At 58.3% G+C, this 18,758-nt stretch carries 17 protein-coding genes; 4 read left to right on the top strand and 13 right to left on the bottom strand.

All coding sequences use genetic code 11. The annotated features are described in order from the left end of the window. Window positions 1–128 precede the first annotated feature (128 nt). The gene (xylF, locus tag Z947_RS0101755; protein ID WP_025042590.1) at window positions 129–1,157 is read right to left on the bottom strand and encodes a D-xylose ABC transporter substrate-binding protein; all 1,029 of its coding nucleotides are present in this window, start codon (window positions 1,155–1,157) and stop codon (window positions 129–131) included. A 225-nt stretch (window positions 1,158–1,382) separates the two neighbouring features. Between xylF and Z947_RS0101745 the strand changes: the two genes are divergently transcribed. Further along, complete coding sequence (locus tag Z947_RS0101745; RefSeq protein WP_025042589.1) at window positions 1,383–2,645, top strand: ROK family transcriptional regulator; 1,263 nt, start codon at window positions 1,383–1,385, stop codon at window positions 2,643–2,645. Then, window positions 2,645–4,129 (top strand): CRTAC1 family protein, encoded by a 1,485-nt coding sequence (locus tag Z947_RS0101740; RefSeq protein WP_037938555.1) that lies wholly within the window; start codon window positions 2,645–2,647, stop codon window positions 4,127–4,129. The genes Z947_RS0101745 and Z947_RS0101740 overlap by 1 nt, the downstream gene beginning before the upstream one ends. Here the strand turns inward: Z947_RS0101740 and Z947_RS0101735 are convergent. Continuing rightward, window positions 4,126–5,448: a cytochrome-c peroxidase gene (locus Z947_RS0101735; RefSeq protein ID WP_025042587.1), complete on the bottom strand. Its 1,323-nt coding sequence runs from the start codon at window positions 5,446–5,448 to the stop codon at window positions 4,126–4,128. The two genes, Z947_RS0101740 and Z947_RS0101735, sit on opposite strands and share 4 nt — an antisense overlap. Window positions 5,449–5,622: 174 nt before the next feature. On the opposite strand from Z947_RS0101735, the gene Z947_RS0101730 reads away from it, so the two are divergent. Beyond that, on the top strand, window positions 5,623–6,666 hold the full coding sequence (locus Z947_RS0101730; protein ID WP_025042586.1) for a TAXI family TRAP transporter solute-binding subunit: 1,044 nt from the start codon (window positions 5,623–5,625) through the stop codon (window positions 6,664–6,666). A 68-nt stretch (window positions 6,667–6,734) separates the two neighbouring features. Further along, window positions 6,735–9,032, top strand: a complete 2,298-nt coding sequence (locus Z947_RS0101725; RefSeq protein ID WP_025042585.1) for a TRAP transporter permease — start codon at window positions 6,735–6,737, stop codon at window positions 9,030–9,032. Here Z947_RS0101725 and Z947_RS0101720 read toward each other — a convergent pair. The 11 genes from Z947_RS0101720 to Z947_RS0101670 form a co-directional block, all read right to left on the bottom strand. After that, complete coding sequence (locus Z947_RS0101720) at window positions 9,029–9,826, bottom strand: ABC transporter substrate-binding protein (RefSeq protein WP_025042584.1); 798 nt, start codon at window positions 9,824–9,826, stop codon at window positions 9,029–9,031. The two genes, Z947_RS0101725 and Z947_RS0101720, sit on opposite strands and share 4 nt — an antisense overlap. Continuing rightward, a complete protein-coding gene (locus Z947_RS0101715) occupies window positions 9,823–10,539 on the bottom strand; it encodes an ATP-binding cassette domain-containing protein (RefSeq protein ID WP_025042583.1) in 717 nt (238 codons plus the stop codon). Before Z947_RS0101715 ends, Z947_RS0101720 begins: the two co-directional genes overlap by 4 nt. Beyond that, window positions 10,533–11,237 carry an ABC transporter permease gene (locus Z947_RS0101710; RefSeq protein WP_025042582.1) on the bottom strand — a complete coding sequence of 235 codons (705 nt, stop codon included), beginning with the start codon at window positions 11,235–11,237 and terminating at the stop codon, window positions 10,533–10,535. The genes Z947_RS0101715 and Z947_RS0101710 overlap by 7 nt, the downstream gene beginning before the upstream one ends. 30 nt (window positions 11,238–11,267) lie before the next feature. Further along, entirely contained in the window at window positions 11,268–11,396 is a 129-nt protein-coding gene (locus Z947_RS22435; protein WP_276202370.1) for a hypothetical protein, read from the bottom strand. Between the two features lie 52 nt (window positions 11,397–11,448). Then, window positions 11,449–12,645, bottom strand: a complete 1,197-nt coding sequence (locus tag Z947_RS0101700) for a formate dehydrogenase subunit gamma (protein WP_025042581.1) — start codon at window positions 12,643–12,645, stop codon at window positions 11,449–11,451. Between the two features lie 81 nt (window positions 12,646–12,726). Continuing rightward, window positions 12,727–13,320: a formate dehydrogenase FDH3 subunit beta gene (gene fdh3B / locus Z947_RS0101695; protein WP_025042580.1), complete on the bottom strand. Its 594-nt coding sequence runs from the start codon at window positions 13,318–13,320 to the stop codon at window positions 12,727–12,729. Window positions 13,321–13,332: 12 nt separating this feature from the next. Then, window positions 13,333–16,401, bottom strand: coding sequence for a formate dehydrogenase subunit alpha (locus Z947_RS0101690; protein ID WP_025042579.1), 3,069 nt, complete (start codon window positions 16,399–16,401; stop codon window positions 13,333–13,335). Between the two features lie 112 nt (window positions 16,402–16,513). Then, a complete protein-coding gene (locus Z947_RS0101685; RefSeq protein ID WP_025042578.1) occupies window positions 16,514–16,705 on the bottom strand; it encodes a twin-arginine translocation signal domain-containing protein in 192 nt (63 codons plus the stop codon). Window positions 16,706–16,763: 58 nt separating this feature from the next. After that, a complete protein-coding gene (locus Z947_RS0101680) occupies window positions 16,764–17,369 on the bottom strand; it encodes a TorD/DmsD family molecular chaperone (protein WP_025042577.1) in 606 nt (201 codons plus the stop codon). Next, the gene (locus Z947_RS0101675; RefSeq protein WP_025042576.1) at window positions 17,366–17,959 is read right to left on the bottom strand and encodes a DUF3306 domain-containing protein; all 594 of its coding nucleotides are present in this window, start codon (window positions 17,957–17,959) and stop codon (window positions 17,366–17,368) included. The genes Z947_RS0101680 and Z947_RS0101675 overlap by 4 nt, the downstream gene beginning before the upstream one ends. Next, on the bottom strand, window positions 17,956–18,486 hold the full coding sequence (locus Z947_RS0101670) for a DUF3305 domain-containing protein (RefSeq protein WP_037938551.1): 531 nt from the start codon (window positions 18,484–18,486) through the stop codon (window positions 17,956–17,958). Before Z947_RS0101670 ends, Z947_RS0101675 begins: the two co-directional genes overlap by 4 nt. Between the last annotated feature and the right edge of the window lie 272 nt (window positions 18,487–18,758).

Here is an 18,758-nt window from a genome sequence, read left to right as displayed (position 1 = left end):
CAGCTGTGCGGTTTGGCGTCGCGACAAAAGGGCCGGGACGGGTGCCTGTAGTGAAAGGGTTGAGGGGTCTTGTCGGGACGCGCCCGAGAGAGAGGGGGCGGCGGTCAACCCGCCACCCCGCAATAGGTTTAGTTACAAGGGGCAGGGCCGCCTGTGACGCCTTGGCACAGTTTGTCCTGTGCGATCCAACCGGCATCGGTCACGGCTGTCAGGTTGTCCTTGGTCACGGGCACCGGCGCAAGGAACTTGGCCGTCATTTTGGTGCCGGCGGGGGATTCCCATTCGGCAGCACCGTCAACCGACATCATGTCGCCGTCGTTTTCGGCCAGTGCCACAGCGATTTCGCCAGCCGCTTTGCCCAATTCACGTGCGTCTTTCCAGACAGATACGGTTTGGGTGCCCAGTGCCACGCGGTTCAATGCGGCGTGATCGCCGTCCTGACCGGACACAGGAATGCCTTCCATGCCTTGCGCCGTCAGGGCTGCGACAACCCCACCCGCGGTGCCGTCATTGGAGGCCACAACCGCATCAACGCCATTGTCGTTCGCTGTCAGGATCTGTTCCATGTTGCGCTGCGCATTGGCGGGCAACCAGCCGTCGGTATAGGCTTCGTCCACGATGGTGATGTCGCCGGCGTCAATCGCCGCTTGCAGCACTTCCTGTTGGCCACCGCGCAGGAAATCCGCGTTCGGGTCGGTGGGCGACCCCTTGATCATGACATAGCGCCCTTTTGGGGCAGCGGCGAGAACGGCGCGGGCCTGCATGCGGCCCACTTCGACGTTGTCAAAGGTCAGGTAAAACGCGCGGTTGTCTTCGATCAGGCGGTCATAGCCCACAACCGGAATGCCTTCGGCAGCGGCGGCTTCGATTGCGGGGCCGATGGCGGCACTGTCTTGTGCAAGGATGATCAGCGCGTCGACGCCTTGGGCGATCAGGCTTTCAACGTCGGAAAGCTGCTTGGCCGAGGATGACTGCGCATCGGCGGAAAGGTAATTTGCACCGGCGGCGTCAAGCGCACCTTTGATGGCGGCCTCGTCCGTTTTCCAGCGTTCTTCCTGAAAGTTGGACCAGCTGACGCCAACGGTCAGCCCTTCGGCCAAAGCTGCGGATGCAAAACCTGCGACAGCCACGGCTGCCGCTGCGATTAATTTCTTCATGTTTTCCTCCCAGAAACGTTTTCCCTTCCGAAAGGAAGAGTGCCCGAGTCGTTGCCCCGGCTGACCTATTTTGGCTTATTTAATTCAGTTGTCAAAATAAAAAAATCGAGCAGAGCAGGTTTATTGCAAAAATGGCTTTCTTTTCTTTCGAAACCGCGCAATCCTTTTGCCGAAAGCATGTTTTTCGTGCTGCATCAGGATGCTTTAGTTTAGGTAGTGAAATTTATGGATGGCGAAGCTGATTCAACGACGATCCTTGTTTCTGACGGGTGCGGCCCGTTGCTTGTGGATACGTTGGGCCAGCTGAAACCCTTGCGTCAACGGGTGTTTGAATATGTGCGCGCGCAATCCAGCGCGGCCCGCAGTGACATCAGCCGCGCGCTGGAAATCAGTCCGGGGTCTGCAACCACGTTAACGGCCGACCTGATCCGCGCCGGTTTGTTGCGCGAGATGGCTGAAACAGAACGCGACCAGACCCGCGGCCGTCCGCGCGTCGCGCTGGAAATCGTGCCCGACGCGGGCTTTGTCATCGGGATCAAGCTGGGGGACGGGGTGCATACAGCGGTCTTGGCGGATTTTTCCGGTGCGATGGTCAGCAATGCCAGCATGACCGTATCGCGCGCAGTGCGGCCCGTGACGCAGATGCTGGATGATGTGGAGGCATTGATGACCCTGCTTTTAGAAAAGGCAGGGCGCGGTATGGAACACGTGCGTGGCATCGGGATCGGGATGGCGGGGTTGATTGATCACACCCACGGGCTGGTGCGGTGGTCGCCGCTGTTGGAAGCGCGCGATCAACCTTTTGGCGCGGCGGCAGAGACGCGATTTGACCGGCCTGTGGTATTGGAAAACGACGCGAACATGCTGACGCTGGCAGAGCTGTGGTTCGGGTCGGGTCGCGCAAAAAGCGACTTTGCCGTTGTCACGATCGAGAACGGCGTGGGCATGGGGTTGGTGTTGAACAACGAGCTGTATCGCGGGTCGTTCGGGATGGGGCTGGAGTTGGGGCATACCAAGGTGCAGATGGAAGGGGCCTTGTGCCGCTGCGGGCAGCGCGGATGTCTTGAGGCGTATATTTCCGACTATGCGCTGGTGCGCGAGGGGGCGACGGCGCTGAACCTTTCGCTGGATCAAAATGTGAACGCTCGCGCTGTGTTAGAGACACTTTTTAAGGAAGCCTCGGCCGGGAATCCGTCAGCCGAAAAGATATTCAAGCGTGCAGGCCGGTTTCTGGCGCTGGGATTGTCCAATGTGGTGCACCTGTTTGATCCGGCGCTTATTATCCTGTCGGGTGAGCGGATGACCTATGATTTTATGTATGCGGGTGAAGTATTGACCGATGTGCAACAATTGACTTTGTCACGCGGGCAGATGCCCTGTCAGGTCGAGGTACATCCCCACGCGGATCTAGATTGGGCGCGCGGGGCGACTGCGCGGGCCTTGGCGCAGGTCACGGATATGATGTTCACGGCGGAGGCCGCAGGCTGATGCGCCTGCCCTTGGCAGCGTTGATGGTTTGTGCCCAGGGTGCTGCCGCGCAGGTCGCTTTCGAGGATCGTTCGGCTGGACTGCCGGAACATATCTATTCAGGCGGCTGGGAACATTTCGTTGGCGGCGGTGTGGCGGTTTTCGATTGCGACGGCGATGATCTACCGGATCTTTTTGCTGCCGGTGGCGAAAGCCCTGCCAAGTTGATGCGAAATGCCGGCGATTTCCGGTTTGAAGCCGTGCCCGTGCCCGAACTGACCGGTGTGACCGGTGCCTATCCTTTGGATATGGACAGCGACGGAAGGATGGACCTGTTTGTGCTGCGGGTCGGGCCGAATGTCGTTTTACGCGGCACCGGCGATTGCGGTTTTGACGATGTAACCAAGGTATGGGGCATCCCCGCAGGTAAGCGGTGGAGCACGGCCTTTACCGCGTGGTGGAAAGCGCAGGATGAACGCCCCCATCTGGCGGTTGGCAACTATGTGGACCGCGATGATCCAAACGGCCCGTTCGAGGCCTGCGACGACAATACGCTTTTGACACCAACCGTTCAGGGATATCGTGCAACGGCTTTGAGACCGGGTCACTGTGCCTTGTCGATGTTGGCGGCACAGGATGCTTGGGGCAAACTGCGTCTACGGGTGTCCAATGACCGGCATTATTACGTGTCGGGGGGAAAGGAACAGATGTGGGATGTTGCCACTGGCCGGTTTCTGACACCGTCGGATGGCTGGCCGGACCTTTCGGTTTGGGGCATGGGCATTGCGTCGCGTGATATCACCGGTGACGGGCGCGACGAAGTTGTCCTGACCTCGATGGGGGATCAGTTGTTGCAGCTGGCGGGCAGCGGCGGATATCGCGCGGCACCTTTCGACATTGGCACCTATGCGCATCGCCCGCATGTGGGCGGTGACGGGCGGCCCTCAACCGGATGGCATGCCGAATTTGGCGATGTCGATAATGACGGGCGGCCCGATTTGTTTATTGCCAAAGGGAACGTGGACCAGATGCCTGGCATGGCGACGCGCGACCCAAACAATTTGCTGATGCAGCAACCCTCGGGAGTGTTTGTCGAGGCGGCAGCAAAGGCGGGTGTCGCAACGATGGCCCGCGCGCGTGGCGCTGCGCTGGCAGATTTTGACGGCGACGGGCGGCTTGATCTGGTGGTGATGAACCGGCGCGCGCCGATGGAACTTTACCGCAATGTGACGCAAGACACCGGCAACTGGGTCAAAATCAAGCTGGCGCAAACAGGTGGCAATCGCAATGCCGTGGGTGCGCGGGTGGATGTCGTGGTGGGCGACACCCGCCAGTCCATGCAAAAACTGGTCGGTGGTGGCCATGCGGGCGGGCAGGCAGTGCCGTTGCATTTTGGTTTGGGGCAAGGTGCGGGCGCGCAGGTCGTGGTCAGATGGCCCGATGGCACCCTAACGGCGCAAGCGGTGAAGGCCGGCCAGACCGTCACTATTAGACACGAAAACTAGGGGTTGGGAACCGGCAGACCACTGGGGACCGTTTCGGGAATGCCTAGTCCGCCGGTAAGGGCGTTTTTGTCCGTCAGGGTTTCAAGAAAACTGACAATATCGGCAACGTTCTGACGGGTTAATGCGATCGCATCGTGTTTGACAGCGGCACCGATCGCGGCGACTTGTTCGGGGTCCTGCATCACCGTGAAGTCCTTTACCGGCAGCGCGGGCAGGCGCACGCGGCGCGGATCAAAGCGGGCAAGAGCGGATATCGGGTCGGCGTGGTTGGTGACGAACTGCGTCAGATCGGCCTCTGCCCCTGTGTGCCCGTAAGGGCCGGTTAGGGTCACATTTCGCAACGAAGGCGTGCGAAACGCGAACAGATCGGCAGGATTACCGGTGACCAGATAGCGGCCGGTATCGGTGTGATGATCCTCGAAGGCGGCGGACTTACCGGGCCCGATCTGGGGGGCCCCCATCGCGTGAAAACGGTGGTCCGTCTGGAATGGACCGCTGTGGCAAGAGGCGCAATTGGCCGTTCCGTAAAACAGGTTCTGACCGCGCAATGCACCCCCCTCAAGTGTCGCTTGTCCGCGTAGGACTGCATCAAAAGGGGCCGTATCAGAACGCCATTCGAACGCCATGAAAACGGCAATCGCATTGGAAATGTCGGTAAAGGCAATATCATCACTGCCGTCGATATGCGGATAGAGCGCGCGAAACATTTGCGTGTATGCGGGCACGTCGGCCACGCGCCGCGCAATCAGGTCCCACGCCCCGCCTTGACCTGTGATCAATCCCTGACGTACCGCGCGGCCAATATCGTTTTCACGAAACCCGCCCGCCATTTCGTCCCTGCTGAGCACCGGAAACATCGTTTGCGCCGACAGAACAGAGGCAAAGCCGCTGACCATATCCGCATCCATCGGGGTCCTGATCCCGCCCGGCTGTGTCGGATCAGATTGTAACCTGCCGTCGTGGAACATGGTTGAAAATTCATAAGCACCCAGATTGAACAGCGCGGGGGCATTACGCGGAATACGTTCTTCGGGCATGTGATCGGGGTCACTGCGCCGTTTCGGGCCAAGGCCGACGCCCCCTTCGCCAATGGCAAGGGGCACACCATCGGACGTGCCGAATGCAGGATGATGGCAGGTGGCGCAGGCGATGTTCTTGTTTCCCGACAGCAGCGGATCATAGAACAGCAACCGGCCCAGCGATGCCTCGGCCAGTGATACCGGTGCGAACATGTCATCAGTAACAGGGGGCGGAAGGGAGTCGGCCCGTACGACAGCAGCGCAAAGCGTGAAGATGGACAGCAAGAACGAGAGGCGCATGAGGCAGGGCAATCCGAAAAACCAAGCCTGCGTGTTGGCGGGCCGTTCGGATACGGTAGCGCGGATTTGGAAAGGTGCAAAGCCGTAGATTTTACCAAGCCCGATAAATAACTTGCCCTGTCAGAGGGGTTTTGACAGGCTTGTTTAACTGAAACCGTTCGTTGCGAGGGACAGATGAAACTAACTGCATGTGCATCGTTGCTGGTGGGTCTCTTACATTCGACAGCGGCACTGGCTCAGGTCAATCTGACGGCTGAAACCACCGGTCCGGGGGGATCGACCTATCTGGCCACAAGTCATTTGGCCGAAGTGGCGGGCACGGCGGGCATTGCGAATATTCAGCTTTCTGATGGCCAGACGCTGACCAACGCCGTGCAGAATGTGGCCGAAGGCAAAACAGATATCGCAAGCGCGCCCCATATCCTGCCGTTTCTGATGCAGCGCGGCGTCGGGCCATTTGGGGCCTTGGGGGCTGAAGAAGGGGCGGCGCTCGCGGGTAATTTGCGGGCGATCTACCCTTACACATTGGGGGTGTTTTTCCTTTATGCTTATGATGCCAAAGGGATAGAGGGCTGGAACGGGCTGGAGGGCAAAAAGATATTTAATGGCCCGCCGCGCGGGGGCGCATTGGCGAATGCGCGCGCTATGATCCAGATTGTTACGGGTCTGAAAGACGGCGAAGGGTACGAGGGTGTACAGGCCAATTGGGGCCAGTCGACAGCGATCATCAGTGGGGGCGAACCCGATGCGGTCATCCTGCCCGAGCTTTTTCCAAGTGCGCGGATTTCGACCCTTGGGGCGTCTGGCAGGTTAACAGCTTGGTCGCTGCCACAAGACATTTATGACAGCGAAGCAATGCATAAATACAGCCGCGCGCCGGGCAGTGCGCCGTTTGAAAGGCCCGTCGCGGAGCTTGCCGCGATCCTTGGTGAAAACTGGACCTTCGTTTCCGAAGACGACAGTTTTCGCGCGATCGCTACCATCGGCGGGGATGTCGTGCACAAGGATATGGACGAGGATCTGGTGTATCAGTTGGTCACCGCCTATATCGCCGCACTTGATGCGTTGAAGGCCAAGGCACCCTTCGGTGAAACGGTAAATTATGACAACCCCGCGTTGGGCATGTGCGGTGCCAACCCCGTCAAGTATCACAAGGGTGCAACCCGTGCTTGGGAAGATGCAGGATATGCGATTCCGGCCTGCGCAAAGGACGGGTAATCCCGTGAAAATGCGTCTCTAACCTTAGGAAAGTCGGCATATTGAACGCAGAGGACAGGGCGGCATTTGTGGCGAGTTTTCCCAATCGCTGGCTTTATGCCCTCGCGTTGATTTTTGTGTTTGCCGGCATCGTCAACAGCACCCCCGCGATCCCCGGCTGGACGGAAATGTGGCGCGGTTTGAGCGGCGACAGCACGCTGCGTGTTCGGGCCTTTGCGACCGAATGGTTCTATCCGGTCGTGTTTCTTATGATGATGACCATCGTTGCCCTGAAACACTCGATGTGGCGAGCGTGGCGGGGGACCCCTTGGGCAGGGTTTGGCCTGTTGATGGATGTGGCGCTGGTTGCGGCGGCCGCACTGATTGCGCTGACCTATCTGATCGAAATCGACAGTGTTTGTTTGATTGACCGGTTGAATGGCGATCGTGCACGGTTGATCGGTGAAACGCTCAAGGCCGAGGTTGCGTTCGCGAAAGAATACGGTTTGCCGGTGCCCGATACCGTGGATGATCCGAAATGTATCACGACCACAGGGGTGTGGCTGGTGCTGATCATGGGTGCGTCGGTGCTGGTGTTTCTGGGCTATACCGTTCGGGTCTGGGGGCTGGCCTTGGTCGTCGTCGCGCTTGGCGCGGCGGTTTATGCCATCACGACGGTGCTGGTGTGGTATTTTCACGGACCCGATGACATCAACAAATACCTGATGACCAAGCTGGGCGGCGAACCGCGTCAGTTTCTGGATGGACGGCCCAATGTGCATGATGCGCTGGTCAACAATGCCTCGGGGATGTTGGGCCGATTCATGTATGTGACGATGAATATGGTGTTTCCCTATATCATTCTGGGGGCGCTGTTTGGCAAATCGGCGGGGGGGCGGTCACTGATCAAGCTTGCCTTTCGCTGGACGCGTCATTTGCGTGGCGGACCGGCGCATGGCGCGATTGTGGCCTCTGCGATGTTTGGAACAATTACCGGCGGGCCGGTCAGCAACGTGATGTCTACAGGTGCGCTGACCATTCCGATGATGATCAAACGCGGGTTTTCGCCGGTCTTTGCCGGGGGGGTAGAAGCGGCAGCCTCTTCCGGCGGTGCGATCATGCCGCCGATCATGGGGGTCGCCGCCTTTGTTTTGGCGGCAATGACGGGAACACCTTACGGCAATGTGATCATTGCGGCGACGATCCCTGCGGTCGCCTATTTCTTTTGTCTGTTCCTGACGGTCACGTTTCAGTCACGCAAACTGGGGTTTAGTGCCTATGGTGCCCTGACCGAAGACATGCTGATGTCGCGCCGCGAATGGCTGTTGCTGGCGCAGATTGTTCTGCCGATCCTTTTGATCCTGATCTTGTTGCTGACACCGAAAGATGGGGTTGGATGCGGATTGTTGGGGTGGGTGCTGGGTGCGCAAACCGATACGCTGACGGGTGTTTGTCGCGCGACTGACCTGCCGTGGGTTTTGCAGATCTATCAGAATGCGGCGGGGGATGCGGGGGCCACAGGATGGTGGGGTGCTGCGTTCGTATGTGGGTTGCTGTTTCTCGACAGGGATTTTCGCAAAAGCCCGCGCAAAGTGTTCGACGCATTGGCAGAGGCGGGGATCACGGTTTCATCGCTGTATCTGATGTTTCTTGCCGTGACCGTGATCGATGTTTGCCTGAACTTTACCGGCCTGTCCAAATTCGTGGCCGTTGATGTGCTGCGCTTTTTGCTTTCGCTTGATCTGGGCGGGGAAGGGTCTGTGGTATTCCTGTTTGTGGCACTCGGTGCGACCATGGTGCTGGCGGTCTTGCTTGGCATGGGAATGCCAGCGGTGCCGGCCTATATCAACGCGGCGCTTTTGATGGGGCCGCTTTTAATCGGCCTCGGAATTGCAACGTTCACGGCCCATATGTTCATCTTTTACTTTGCCGTTGCGTCAGCCATTACGCCCCCCGTGGCATTGGCCGCCTTTGCCGCGGCGGGCATCACGAAAGCGGAGCCGATGGAAACGGCAGTAAGTGCGGTGCGTTCGGGCATTGTGATGTTTTGCATCCCGCTTGTGTTCGCCTTCTACCCGGAAATATTGCTTATAGATCAGGCGCTTATTGACCCTCAGAGCCTGAACCGGAGCTTTCTGCCGGGCTATGAAAACGGTGTGCAGGTTTTGCCGTTGTTCTGGCTGCTCGTCAGACTGGCGCTTGCGCTTTATCTGGTGGCCAGCGCCCTGTCGCGGTTCGACATCGCCCCCTTAGGGGCGATGTGGGTTACGTTGCGCCTTGCCATTGCAGCGGGCCTGTTGGCACGGCCGGAGGTCATTCACCTAGGCGCAATCGTTGCTGCACTTGCGGTTCTCGCCCATCACAGGGCGCGCAGCGTCGTGGGTTAAGGCTTGGCGTTGAACACGAACAAGGCTTCGCCGTTGATTTTATAGTTATTAATCAACTCAGCCGCCTTGGGGGACACCAACCAGTTTTCCAATGCGGCGACCGCGTCGGTGTTGACATGCGGGTGGCGTTCAGGATTGACCGGCAAATATGCGTATTGGTTGAACAACACGGGATCACCGGAAAACAGCAATTCCAAACCGGCCTTGTTGCCAAAGTTCAACCAGCTGGCGCGGTCGGCCATGATATAGGCATCAACCCCGGACGCGGTATTCAGGCTGGCACCCATTCCGGCGCCAACCGCTTTATACCACGGGCCAAAGCTGTCGGGATCAAGCGTTGAGTCCTTCCACAACGACAGCTCCTTTTTGTGGGTGCCGCTGTCGTCACCCCGGCTGACAAAAGCCGATTGCGCAGTGGCGATTTTTTGCAGGGCATCGACGGTTGTGGCGCTGCCCTTGATCTTGGCGGGGTCGCCAGAGGGGCCGATCAGGACAAAATCGTTATACATAATTTCGCGGCGATGTGTGCCGTGACCCGCGGCGAGGAATGCTTCTTCGGCGGGTTTGGAATGTACCAGAATGGCATCGACATCACCGGCTTCGCCCAAACGGATCGCCTGACCTGTGCCGACAATCAGCAGCTGGACGTCAAGTCCGATGTCTTCCTTGATCACCGGAAGAAGGACGTCGGACAGACCGGAGTTGTTAAAGCTGGTGGTCACTGCAAGCTTCATGGTTTCTGCGTGAAGCTGGGTGGTGAAAACAAATATCAGGGCAATAAGACTGCGGATCATTCGACAATGTCTCCTTTAAGAAAGGCTTGCGCCTCGGGTGTGCGGGGCGCGTTAAAGAATTCTGAAGCGGGGCCGCTTTCGTGCACAGCACCGTTCAGCAGGAATATGACCGTTTCGGACAAACGCATGGCCTGTCCGATGTTATGGGTTGTCATGACAATCCTTGTTCCCGCCTTGGTTGCCACTGTCAAGAGCGCCTCGATCTCGCGGGTGGAACGGCCGTCAAGGTTCGCGCAAGGCTCGTCAAGGAAGAGAACTTTGGGTTGGCGGATCAGGGCGCGCCCCAAGGCCAGTTTTTGTTTTTCCCCGCCTGACAATCGCGGGGCTGGCGTGTCCAGCATGTCCTCAAGCCCGATGTTGCGCGCCCACGTCGCAACGCGCTCTGCAGTTTCATCCTTGCCGATCCCAAGCAGTTGCAGCGGGTAGGCCAGATTTTGGCGCACCGACCGACGCAGCATGATAGGGCTTTGGAATACATAGGCTTGGGCCTGTCGCGCCTGTTCATCGGGGACCGACCACTGCGCCGTCCCGCTTGAGACCCGTTCGACGCCGTGAAGCACCTTGAGCAATGTGGTTTTCCCAGCACCGTTCGGGCCGATCACGATCGTGAAACGGGCCGCGCCAAGGTCAAGGTTTACCGGCCCCAGCACGGTTTTCCCGCGCCGCTTCACGACGACATCGACAAGCTGGACGGACATCTGCGGATCTACCATGTGCCCTCCCGTTCCGTGCGTGACAGGGCATGGATAGTCAGGTTCACCACCAACGCCAGTGCGATCAACACAAATCCCAAACCCAGCGCGAGCGCAAAATCACCTTTGCCAGTTTCAAGTGCAATGGCGGTTGTCAGCACGCGTGTGGCGTGATCAATATTGCCGCCCACGATCATAATCGCCCCGACCTCGCCGATGGCGCGGCCAAATCCGGCAAGGGCTGCGGTCATCAAGGTACGCCTGCCGTCCCAGATCAGGGTCATCACCCGCTGGCGTTTACTGGTGTTCAGGGAAATCAAAAGGTCGTGGTATTCCGCCCAAAGTTCCCGCATCGCCTGATGGGTGATCGATGCAATCAACGGTGTGATGATGATGACCTGCGCGATGATCATTGCGGTCGGGGTGAACAAAAGCCCCAGCACCCCGAAAGGACCAGAGCGGGACAGCAGCAGATACACGATCAGCCCGACAACAACAGGCGGCAGCCCCATCAGCGCATTCAATGTGGCGATGGCGGCGCGGCGATACCTGAAACGGCGAATGGCCAACCAGGTGCCAAATGGCAAGGCGATCAGGGAAGCGACAACAAGGGCCGAAAGACTGACGCGCAGTGACAACAGGGTGATTTCAACAAGGTCGGCATCAAGCGTGAGGATCAGCCGGAATGCCGCCTGAAGTCCGGCCCAGATATCGTTCATTGCAGGATGTCCTAGCCGGCCCTATGCAGTTCAGTTGCCAAGACGAACGGTAGGGCCTGCCGTGCGATCCTGACTTGAGAAACCGGCCTGTTCAAGCACGGTGTTCGCCCCGACAGCAATGACGGCAACGGCCAGAAATGCGAGCAGCATGGCTTTCATCTTTGTTTTCTCCTTGCACCGCTAAAAGGTGTCGATCTGCGGGTGCGCATGACTATTGCGCCGGTGTCGCGTTTGCGCGCTGTGTTTCGTCGTGTGCCGTAACTTCGTCTGCCCAGATGGAATGGTGTTCGCGGGCCCATTGTTCTTCGACTTCGCCGCTGGTCATTGCGTCAGCGGCACCTTCCATCCCGACGGTGCCGATATAGATATGCGCAAAAATAATTGCCATCAGCACGAAACTGACAATCGCGTGCCACAGCTGTGCGTATTGCATTTCTTCGTGCGGGGCGAGGGTTTCGCGCAATTCGCCCAGACCTAAGGCACCGGATATGCCGAAAGCGTTCAGCTTGGCAAAGGTGGCCGCGAACATATTGATTTCGAAGGGAAACAGAAGCGCGAGACCCGAAACAGAGATCGAAGTTCCCAGCACGATAACGGACCAGAAGATCAGTTTTTGACCCGCATTGAATTTTTTGGCGGGCGGATGCCCCTTGGAAAAGATTCCGCCGCCTTTCAGCAGCCAGTTGATGTCGGTCCGGTCAGGCAGATTGTGGATGACCCACATGATAAAAATCATGACGAGCCCCAGCATGAATGCCCAGGACACGTTGTTGTGCACCCATTTGGACCCCACAGCGAGAAAGGCGAATGCCTCGTGACCGAATGCGGGGATCAGTACCTTACGGCCGAACAGGGAAATCAGACCGGTAAGCCCCAGCAGCAGAAATGACCCCGCGAGCAACCAGTGACCAAAACGTTCAATCATTTTGAACCGCAGAAGTGTGCGACCGGTTTTCTCGCCGTCTATCTTGATGCGTCCGCGGATCAGATAGAACACCGCCAGCAGCACAAGCGTGCCGATCAACAGGTATGCCCCATAGGTTGCCAGCGGACCCTGCCGGAATTGCAGCCATTTCATCCCGCCGTCCTGCACCAGTACGGTTGCGGCGGGGCCATTGTTCGATGCGGTGACATCGGCCGTACCAAAGCGCAGGGCACGCCAGAGTTCGGGATCGGACGCGCCGCCCAATGTGCCAAGCTGGTCCGCCATGCCTGCAGCGCTGTCCGGGTCACCGGTGGCCTGACTGCGGAAACTGTTGTCCACGTCCTCGCCCCGCTGGCGGGCCAGAATATCATCAAGGGTCTGTGCACCACCCGTCGCGCTGCGATCAGGTGTCGCGGCGTCTTGGGCGTGTGCGGTCGATATGAAAGACAGGGTCAGCATCAAAGCGATCAGGGCGCGCAACATGTCAGATCCTCAATGGGTGTGTGTCGAAAAGGGCGACCCGTTGGACCGCCCTTTGGTGTTCACATATTCAGACGGGGGGCATCAACCGCCTTTTTGTTCGTAAGCTGTGCCCCAGCCCCATGCGCCTGATCCAAACCCGCGTGCAACGACACGTTCGCGGTAGATGCCGGACACGACGTCACCATCGCCAGCCAACAGTGCCTTGGTCGAACACATCTCGGCGCAGATCGGCAGTTTGCCTTCGGCGATCCGGTTGCGTCCGTATTTGGCGAACTCGGCGGAGGAGTGGTTTTCCTCGGGGCCACCGGCGCAGAAGGTACATTTGTCCATCTTGCCGCGGGATCCGAAGTTGCCAGCCTGCGGGTATTGTGGCGCGCCGAAGGGGCACGCGTAGAAACAATAACCGCAACCGATGCAGAGGTCTTTGGAGTGGAGCACCACGCCTTCTTCGTTCTGGTAGAAACAATCGACCGGACAGACCGCCATACAAGGGGCATCCGAACAATGCATACACGCGACCGAGATGGAGCGTTCGCCCGGCTTGCCGTCATTGATCGTAACGACCTTGCGCCGGTTGATGCCCCACGGCACCTCGTGTTCGTTTTTACAGGCTGTGACGCAGGCGTTGCATTCAATGCAGCGTTCGGCGTCGACGAGAAACTTTGCTCTTGCCATTGGTTGGTCTCCTTATGCTGCTGAAATCTTGCAGAGAGTACATTTCGTCTCCTGCATTTGCGTGACCGAGTCATAACCGTAGGTCTGTGCGGTGTTTGTACTTTCACCCAGAACATAGGGGTCGGCACCGTCGGGGTACTTGCTGCGCAAGTCCTCGCCTTCCAAATGGCCGCCAAAGTGGAACGGCATAAAGGCGACGCCCTCGCCAACCCGTTCGGTGACCATGGCCATGACTTTGACCTTGCCGCCTTCGGGGCCTTCGACCCAGACCTGTTTGCCATCACGAACACCCAGATTGTTGGCGTCCCGTGTGTTGATTTCGACAAACATGTCTTGCTGAAGTTCTGCGAGCCAAGGGTTGGAACGACTTTCGTCACCCCCCCCTTCGTATTCAACCAGACGACCGGAGGTCAGGATAATCGGGTAATCCTTGCTGAAGTCCTGTTTCTGGATCGAGGCATACATGGTCGGAAGGCGATAGAATTTGCGATCCTCATATGTCGGGTAATCCTCAACCAGATCACGGCGGTTGGTGTAAAGCGGCTCGCGGTGAACCGGTACCGGATCCGGGAAGGTCCAGACCACGGCACGGGCCTTGGCGTTCCCGAAGGGCGCACATTCGTGGGCGATCGCAACCCGCTGGATGCCGCCGGAAAGGTCGGTCTTCCAGTTGATTTTGCTGGCCTTTTCGTTGAAGTCCGACGGGAACGGCGACATCGACTGTTCGCCGACTTCCTCATCCGCACCCTGTTCGCCCGACGGTTTGGTCAGGCCGCTGGCCGCGGCTGTATCGGTCGCTTCTTCGCCATCATCCGCATTGCCAACATCGCCTTCCTTGACGTCGCCAAGCGAAACACCGGCGACTTTTGCAATCGAGCGGCGTTCGGCGTCGGTCAATTCGCTGTCCCAACCCAGATCAACCAGCATCTGGAAGGTGAATTCGGGATAGCCGTCCTGAATATCACTGTCCTTGCTGTAGACCCCTTCGGCGAGCAGGTTGTCACCGTCACGTTCCACACCAAAGCGGGCGCGGAAGGTCAGACCACCTTCGGAGACACGTTTGGACATGTCATAAAGGTTCGGCGTACCGGGGTGGTTCATCTCTGGTGTGCCCCAGCAGGGCCATGGCATGCCGTAGTAATCGCCATCTGCAGGGCCGCCAACGGCCTGCAAAGTGGTGCGGTCAAAGGTATGCTGGTTCGCCATGTGTTTCTTGATCCGCTCGGGGCTTTGACCCGTATAGCCGACCGTCCACATGCCCTTGTTGAACTCACGCGTGATGCTTTCAACGTTCGGCGTTTCGGAATCGTCCATTTCGATGTTGCGGAACAAGCGATCCGCCCAGCCGAATTTATTGGCGAACTTGGCGATAATAACCTCGTCCGGCAGGCTTTCGAACAGGGGATCAACCACCTTGTCACGCCACTGAAGCGACCGGTTTGATGCGGTGACAGAACCACGCGTTTCAAACTGGGTACAAGCTGGCAGCAGGTAAACGCCGTCGGTGCGGTCATGCAGAACGGCAGATACTGTTGGATAGGGGTCGATCACGACCAGCATATCCAGCTTTTCCATTGCTGTTTTCATTTCCTTCTGGCGGGTCTGCGAATTCGGCGCATGCCCCCACAGCACCATAGCCCGTACCTTGTCGGGGTTGTCCATGTTGTCAGGGTCTTCAAGCACGCCGTCAATCCAGCGCGACACGGGAATACCCGTAAGGTTTTGCAGTGACTTGTCCTTGCCGTCGGCACCTTTGGTCATTGCGAACTGGTTCTTCAGCCAATCGCTGTCTTCACCCCAAACGCGGCCCCAATGTGCCCATGCGCCTGCGGACAGACCGTAATAACCCGGCAATGTGTGGGACAGAACGCCCAGATCGGTCGCCCCTTGAACGTTATCGTGGCCACGGAAGATGTTTGTGCCGCCGCCTTCGGTGCCCATGTTGCCAAGCGCCAGCTGGAGAATGCAATACGCGCGGGTGTTGTTGTTGCCGTTGGTGTGCTGCGTGCCACCCATGCACCAGATTACAGTGCCGGGGCGGTTATTGGCCAAGGTGCGTGCAACGCGACGCAGCTGTTCACCCGGCGCGCCGGTGACGCGCTCGACTTCTTCAGGGGTCCATTTGGCCACTTCGTCCTGAATCTGGTCCATGCCCCAAACACGGGTGCGGATGAATTCCTTGTCCTCCCAACCGTTTTCAAAGATGTGCCACAGAATACCCCAGACCAGCGCCACATCGGTGCCGGGACGGAAACGCACATACTCATCAGCATGGGCCGCCGTGCGGGTGAAGCGCGGATCACAAACGATCACGGGCGCGTTGTTCTGTTCCTTGGCTTTCAGCAGGTGCAGCAGGGAAACAGGGTGCGCCTCGGCAGGGTTGCCGCCGATGATAAAGATCGCTTTGGAATTGTGGATGTCGTTGTAACTGTTGGTCATGGCGCCGTAGCCCCATGTGTTCGCCACACCAGCCACAGTAGTGGAGTGACAAATACGCGCCTGATGATCGACGTTGTTCGTGCCCCAATAAGCGGCGAACTTGCGGAACAGATAGGCCTGTTCGTTATTATGCTTGGCCGAACCGAGCCAGTAGACAGAGTCCGGTCCGCTTTCTTCACGGATGTCCATCATACCATCGCCGATCTCGTTGATCGCCTGATCCCATGAAATGCGCTTCCACTCGCCGCCTTCTTTTTTCATCGGGTACTTAAGACGGCGTTCGCCGTGGGCGTGTTCGCGGACTGCGGCGCCTTTCGCGCAATGCGCGCCAAGGTTGAACGGGCTGTCCCAGCCGGGTTCCTGCCCCGTCCAGACGCCATTGGCGACCTCGGCGATGACGGTACATCCGACCGAACAGTGGGTACAAACGGATTTGATGGTTTCAACCGCACCGTTTACGGCGGTGGCGGCGTTGGCCTGTGTGACCGAACCGGCAGTTGCCGAAATCGCGGCAAGCCCCCCGATGGCCAGACCGGATCCGCGCAGAAACGCACGGCGGTCCACAGATTTTTCAGCGATGTCAGACAGGATGCCGGTCCGCTGGGGGCGTCGCGCAACCCCGTTGGTCTTTTTCCTAAGCATTTTCGTTCTCCCTTGCTTGCTCGGGCATTGCCCTTGCTTGCTTGGTTAATATTGGGGCCTCGGACAGTCGGGCGTCACGCAACCAGTCGTCCTTGGATCGTAAAACAGCGTCCTAGAAGCGGGCGCTGTCGAGGTAGGCGCGGGTGTGCGCCGTGTCTTGCATCTTTTCCGATGTCAGGTCGGCCGGTTTGGCCTCTGCCGCTGATGTGCCTGCGGTTAGCGCCACAGCCGCAGCAGGTGCCGCAGTACCGGCAAATTTTAGAAAATCGCGCCGGCTTGCGCCGTCTTCGGTCTTCTTGGTCATGGGGATGTCTCCCTCCCTTGTGGTGGCGGGCATCCCCGCCGGTTAAACGCGGCCCCGATCAGGCCGCTGTCATTCTGAATGCTTCGCGCTCGATCTCCATGAACGCCCGCCCGACGCTGCCAATCGACGCGTAAAGAACCGAGTTTTTCGCGGCTTCGAGATCGGAAAAGAAATGTCCGGCCCAAGGCGCGATATGGCGGTTAAAGAACACTTTCTGGTCGGCCAGATCGGCCGGCGTGGTAAAGCGACCCACGATCATCCCGCCCATCATTTCCATCAAAGACGCGATGTTGTCTTCTGGTTCATAGACATTGGGCGATCGGGTCATCCCGCGTGTCGACATATCGGTGCGCAGGGTCGCGAGCGGTTTTTCGTTAAGGAAACCGGTCAGATAATAGCTGGCGTAAGGCAGCAATTCACCGCGCCCCAAGCCGACAAACAAAGCGTTGAATTCGCTTTCGACCTTTTTGGGTTTGGAAACGCGCGCAACCCGCGACAAACTGCCGATGGCTTTGCCGAGGTCGCTGTCATCGCCTGACAGGGCCGCGCATTGATCAAGTAGCATCTGTCCGGGTGGTCCCGACAGCATCAGCCCGATGAAGTTATACAGATCAGCGCGCAAACGGTCCTCGGATGGGATTTTGATGTCTTCGGCGGCGTTCACGCGGCGCTCTCCTCGATTGTGAATTTCATCCGGCGCGGGCTGGGGGCGATCACCGGTTCGTCCGCCTCGGCCTGCTGAGTTTCGACATACGCAACAGGTTCTTCGACGTCTATGGCGGTGTCGGCCAACACTGCGTCTTCTTCTGGATCTTCTTCAATCACCTCTGGCGGATTTTCACGCTCTTCGGCCTGTCGGGTCATTTCCTCTATGTGTTTCAACATGCCTTTACCAACCTGATAGGCGGTTTGCATGTTCTCCACGACCATTGCGGAATCGGTGAAATCCTCGCCGTAATCAACCAGTGAATCGACATTCGCCAAAACCGGATTTGACCGCCAAAGCACGCGCAAGGCACGCCGGCGGATCCGGTCGGGGACGGCTTTGGCCATGAAGGCCGAAAAATCATCCCCCGCCGTAAGCAGATCGGGATCGGGTAAATTGAGGTCGGCCAAAATTTCCGCATCGGATTTTTCATCCAAAGCAGCCTGCTGTTCTTGCACGGCTTGCTGTTCCAAAGCGGCTTGCGCGGCCTGTTCTTCGGCCTGCACGCCGGCTTTGCGCCTTGCCCAGAAATCAACACGGCCGCTCAATGCACGATCTCCTTGCTTGAAGGCGCACGGTAAACGTCGGATGTCTGGCGGATACGGGCGTCGCCGATACCGTCTTCCTGTTTGTCCACACGGGATTTGTCACGGCGGCGTTTGATGAACACCTCATCCTCGTGATGCAGCTCGACAAAATCACGTATCCACGCAATCAGCCCTTCGGGCATCGGCACTTTTTCGACCAGTTCCTCGCCCGTGTCGGCGTAATCCTGCGCCTCGTAAGGGGAAGCCGTAGCGAGAACCAACTCAAGCGGATGTGCCCCGCCGGTTTCACGCATGACCACATAGATTGCTGGAACCTTGGCGGATAGCCCGTGCAAATAGGCTTCGGTGTCGGTGCGAAAAAGTTCGAGCGGCAGGGTCGCGGCGTGATACTCGACGGTTTCGCCGTCACGGCGCAGTTCTTTCCACGCGGCATTGCCCGCACCGGGCAAGACGGCAACGGCCTGCCAAACGTGTGAAACCCAGCGCGTCACGCCGGGTACCTTACGGATCACGATCCCCAATGGCATCGAAACAGATTTTCGCGGGCTTTTGGTCAACAGACCTCCAGTGTATTCTTTGGCATACTGCAAGTTTGGCTTACCGGGAGGCAAAGGCAAAGTAATTTTTTCCCGTAAAAGGAAACGAGGCGGGCCTTTTGCGGCGCAGAAAAAACCGATTTCGGCGAATTGGACGGCTTATGGACCTGATAGGGCGCTGTAACGCGACTTTCTGCAAAAAGCGGTTCGCGCAAATTTTTTATGATGCAGTCGCAGCATTGTCGGATCGGTGCAACATCTTG

Source organism: Sulfitobacter geojensis, assembly GCF_000622325.1.
Classification (GTDB): domain Bacteria; phylum Pseudomonadota; class Alphaproteobacteria; order Rhodobacterales; family Rhodobacteraceae; genus Sulfitobacter; species Sulfitobacter geojensis.
This window is presented reverse-complemented; position numbering and strand designations above follow the sequence as displayed.

What these genes read in the sequence shown, in the direction of transcription:
- xylF (WP_025042590.1), bottom strand. Translation starts at nt 1,157, where the DNA reads ATGAAGAAATTAATCGCAGCGGCAGCCGTGGCTGTCGCAGGTTTTGCA.
- Z947_RS0101745 (WP_025042589.1), top strand. Translation starts at nt 1,383, where the DNA reads ATGGATGGCGAAGCTGATTCAACGACGATCCTTGTTTCTGACGGGTGC.
- Z947_RS0101740 (WP_037938555.1), top strand. Translation starts at nt 2,645, where the DNA reads ATGCGCCTGCCCTTGGCAGCGTTGATGGTTTGTGCCCAGGGTGCTGCC.
- Z947_RS0101735 (WP_025042587.1), bottom strand. Translation starts at nt 5,448, where the DNA reads ATGCGCCTCTCGTTCTTGCTGTCCATCTTCACGCTTTGCGCTGCTGTC.
- Z947_RS0101730 (WP_025042586.1), top strand. Translation starts at nt 5,623, where the DNA reads ATGAAACTAACTGCATGTGCATCGTTGCTGGTGGGTCTCTTACATTCG.
- Z947_RS0101720 (WP_025042584.1), bottom strand. Translation starts at nt 9,826, where the DNA reads ATGATCCGCAGTCTTATTGCCCTGATATTTGTTTTCACCACCCAGCTT.
- Z947_RS0101715 (WP_025042583.1), bottom strand. Translation starts at nt 10,539, where the DNA reads ATGGTAGATCCGCAGATGTCCGTCCAGCTTGTCGATGTCGTCGTGAAG.
- Z947_RS0101710 (WP_025042582.1), bottom strand. Translation starts at nt 11,237, where the DNA reads ATGAACGATATCTGGGCCGGACTTCAGGCGGCATTCCGGCTGATCCTC.
- Z947_RS22435 (WP_276202370.1), bottom strand. Translation starts at nt 11,396, where the DNA reads ATGAAAGCCATGCTGCTCGCATTTCTGGCCGTTGCCGTCATTGCTGTC.
- Z947_RS0101700 (WP_025042581.1), bottom strand. Translation starts at nt 12,645, where the DNA reads ATGTTGCGCGCCCTGATCGCTTTGATGCTGACCCTGTCTTTCATATCG.
- fdh3B (WP_025042580.1), bottom strand. Translation starts at nt 13,320, where the DNA reads ATGGCAAGAGCAAAGTTTCTCGTCGACGCCGAACGCTGCATTGAATGC.
- Z947_RS0101690 (WP_025042579.1), bottom strand. Translation starts at nt 16,401, where the DNA reads ATGCTTAGGAAAAAGACCAACGGGGTTGCGCGACGCCCCCAGCGGACC.
- Z947_RS0101685 (WP_025042578.1), bottom strand. Translation starts at nt 16,705, where the DNA reads ATGACCAAGAAGACCGAAGACGGCGCAAGCCGGCGCGATTTTCTAAAA.
- Z947_RS0101670 (WP_037938551.1), bottom strand. Translation starts at nt 18,486, where the DNA reads ATGCCATTGGGGATCGTGATCCGTAAGGTACCCGGCGTGACGCGCTGG.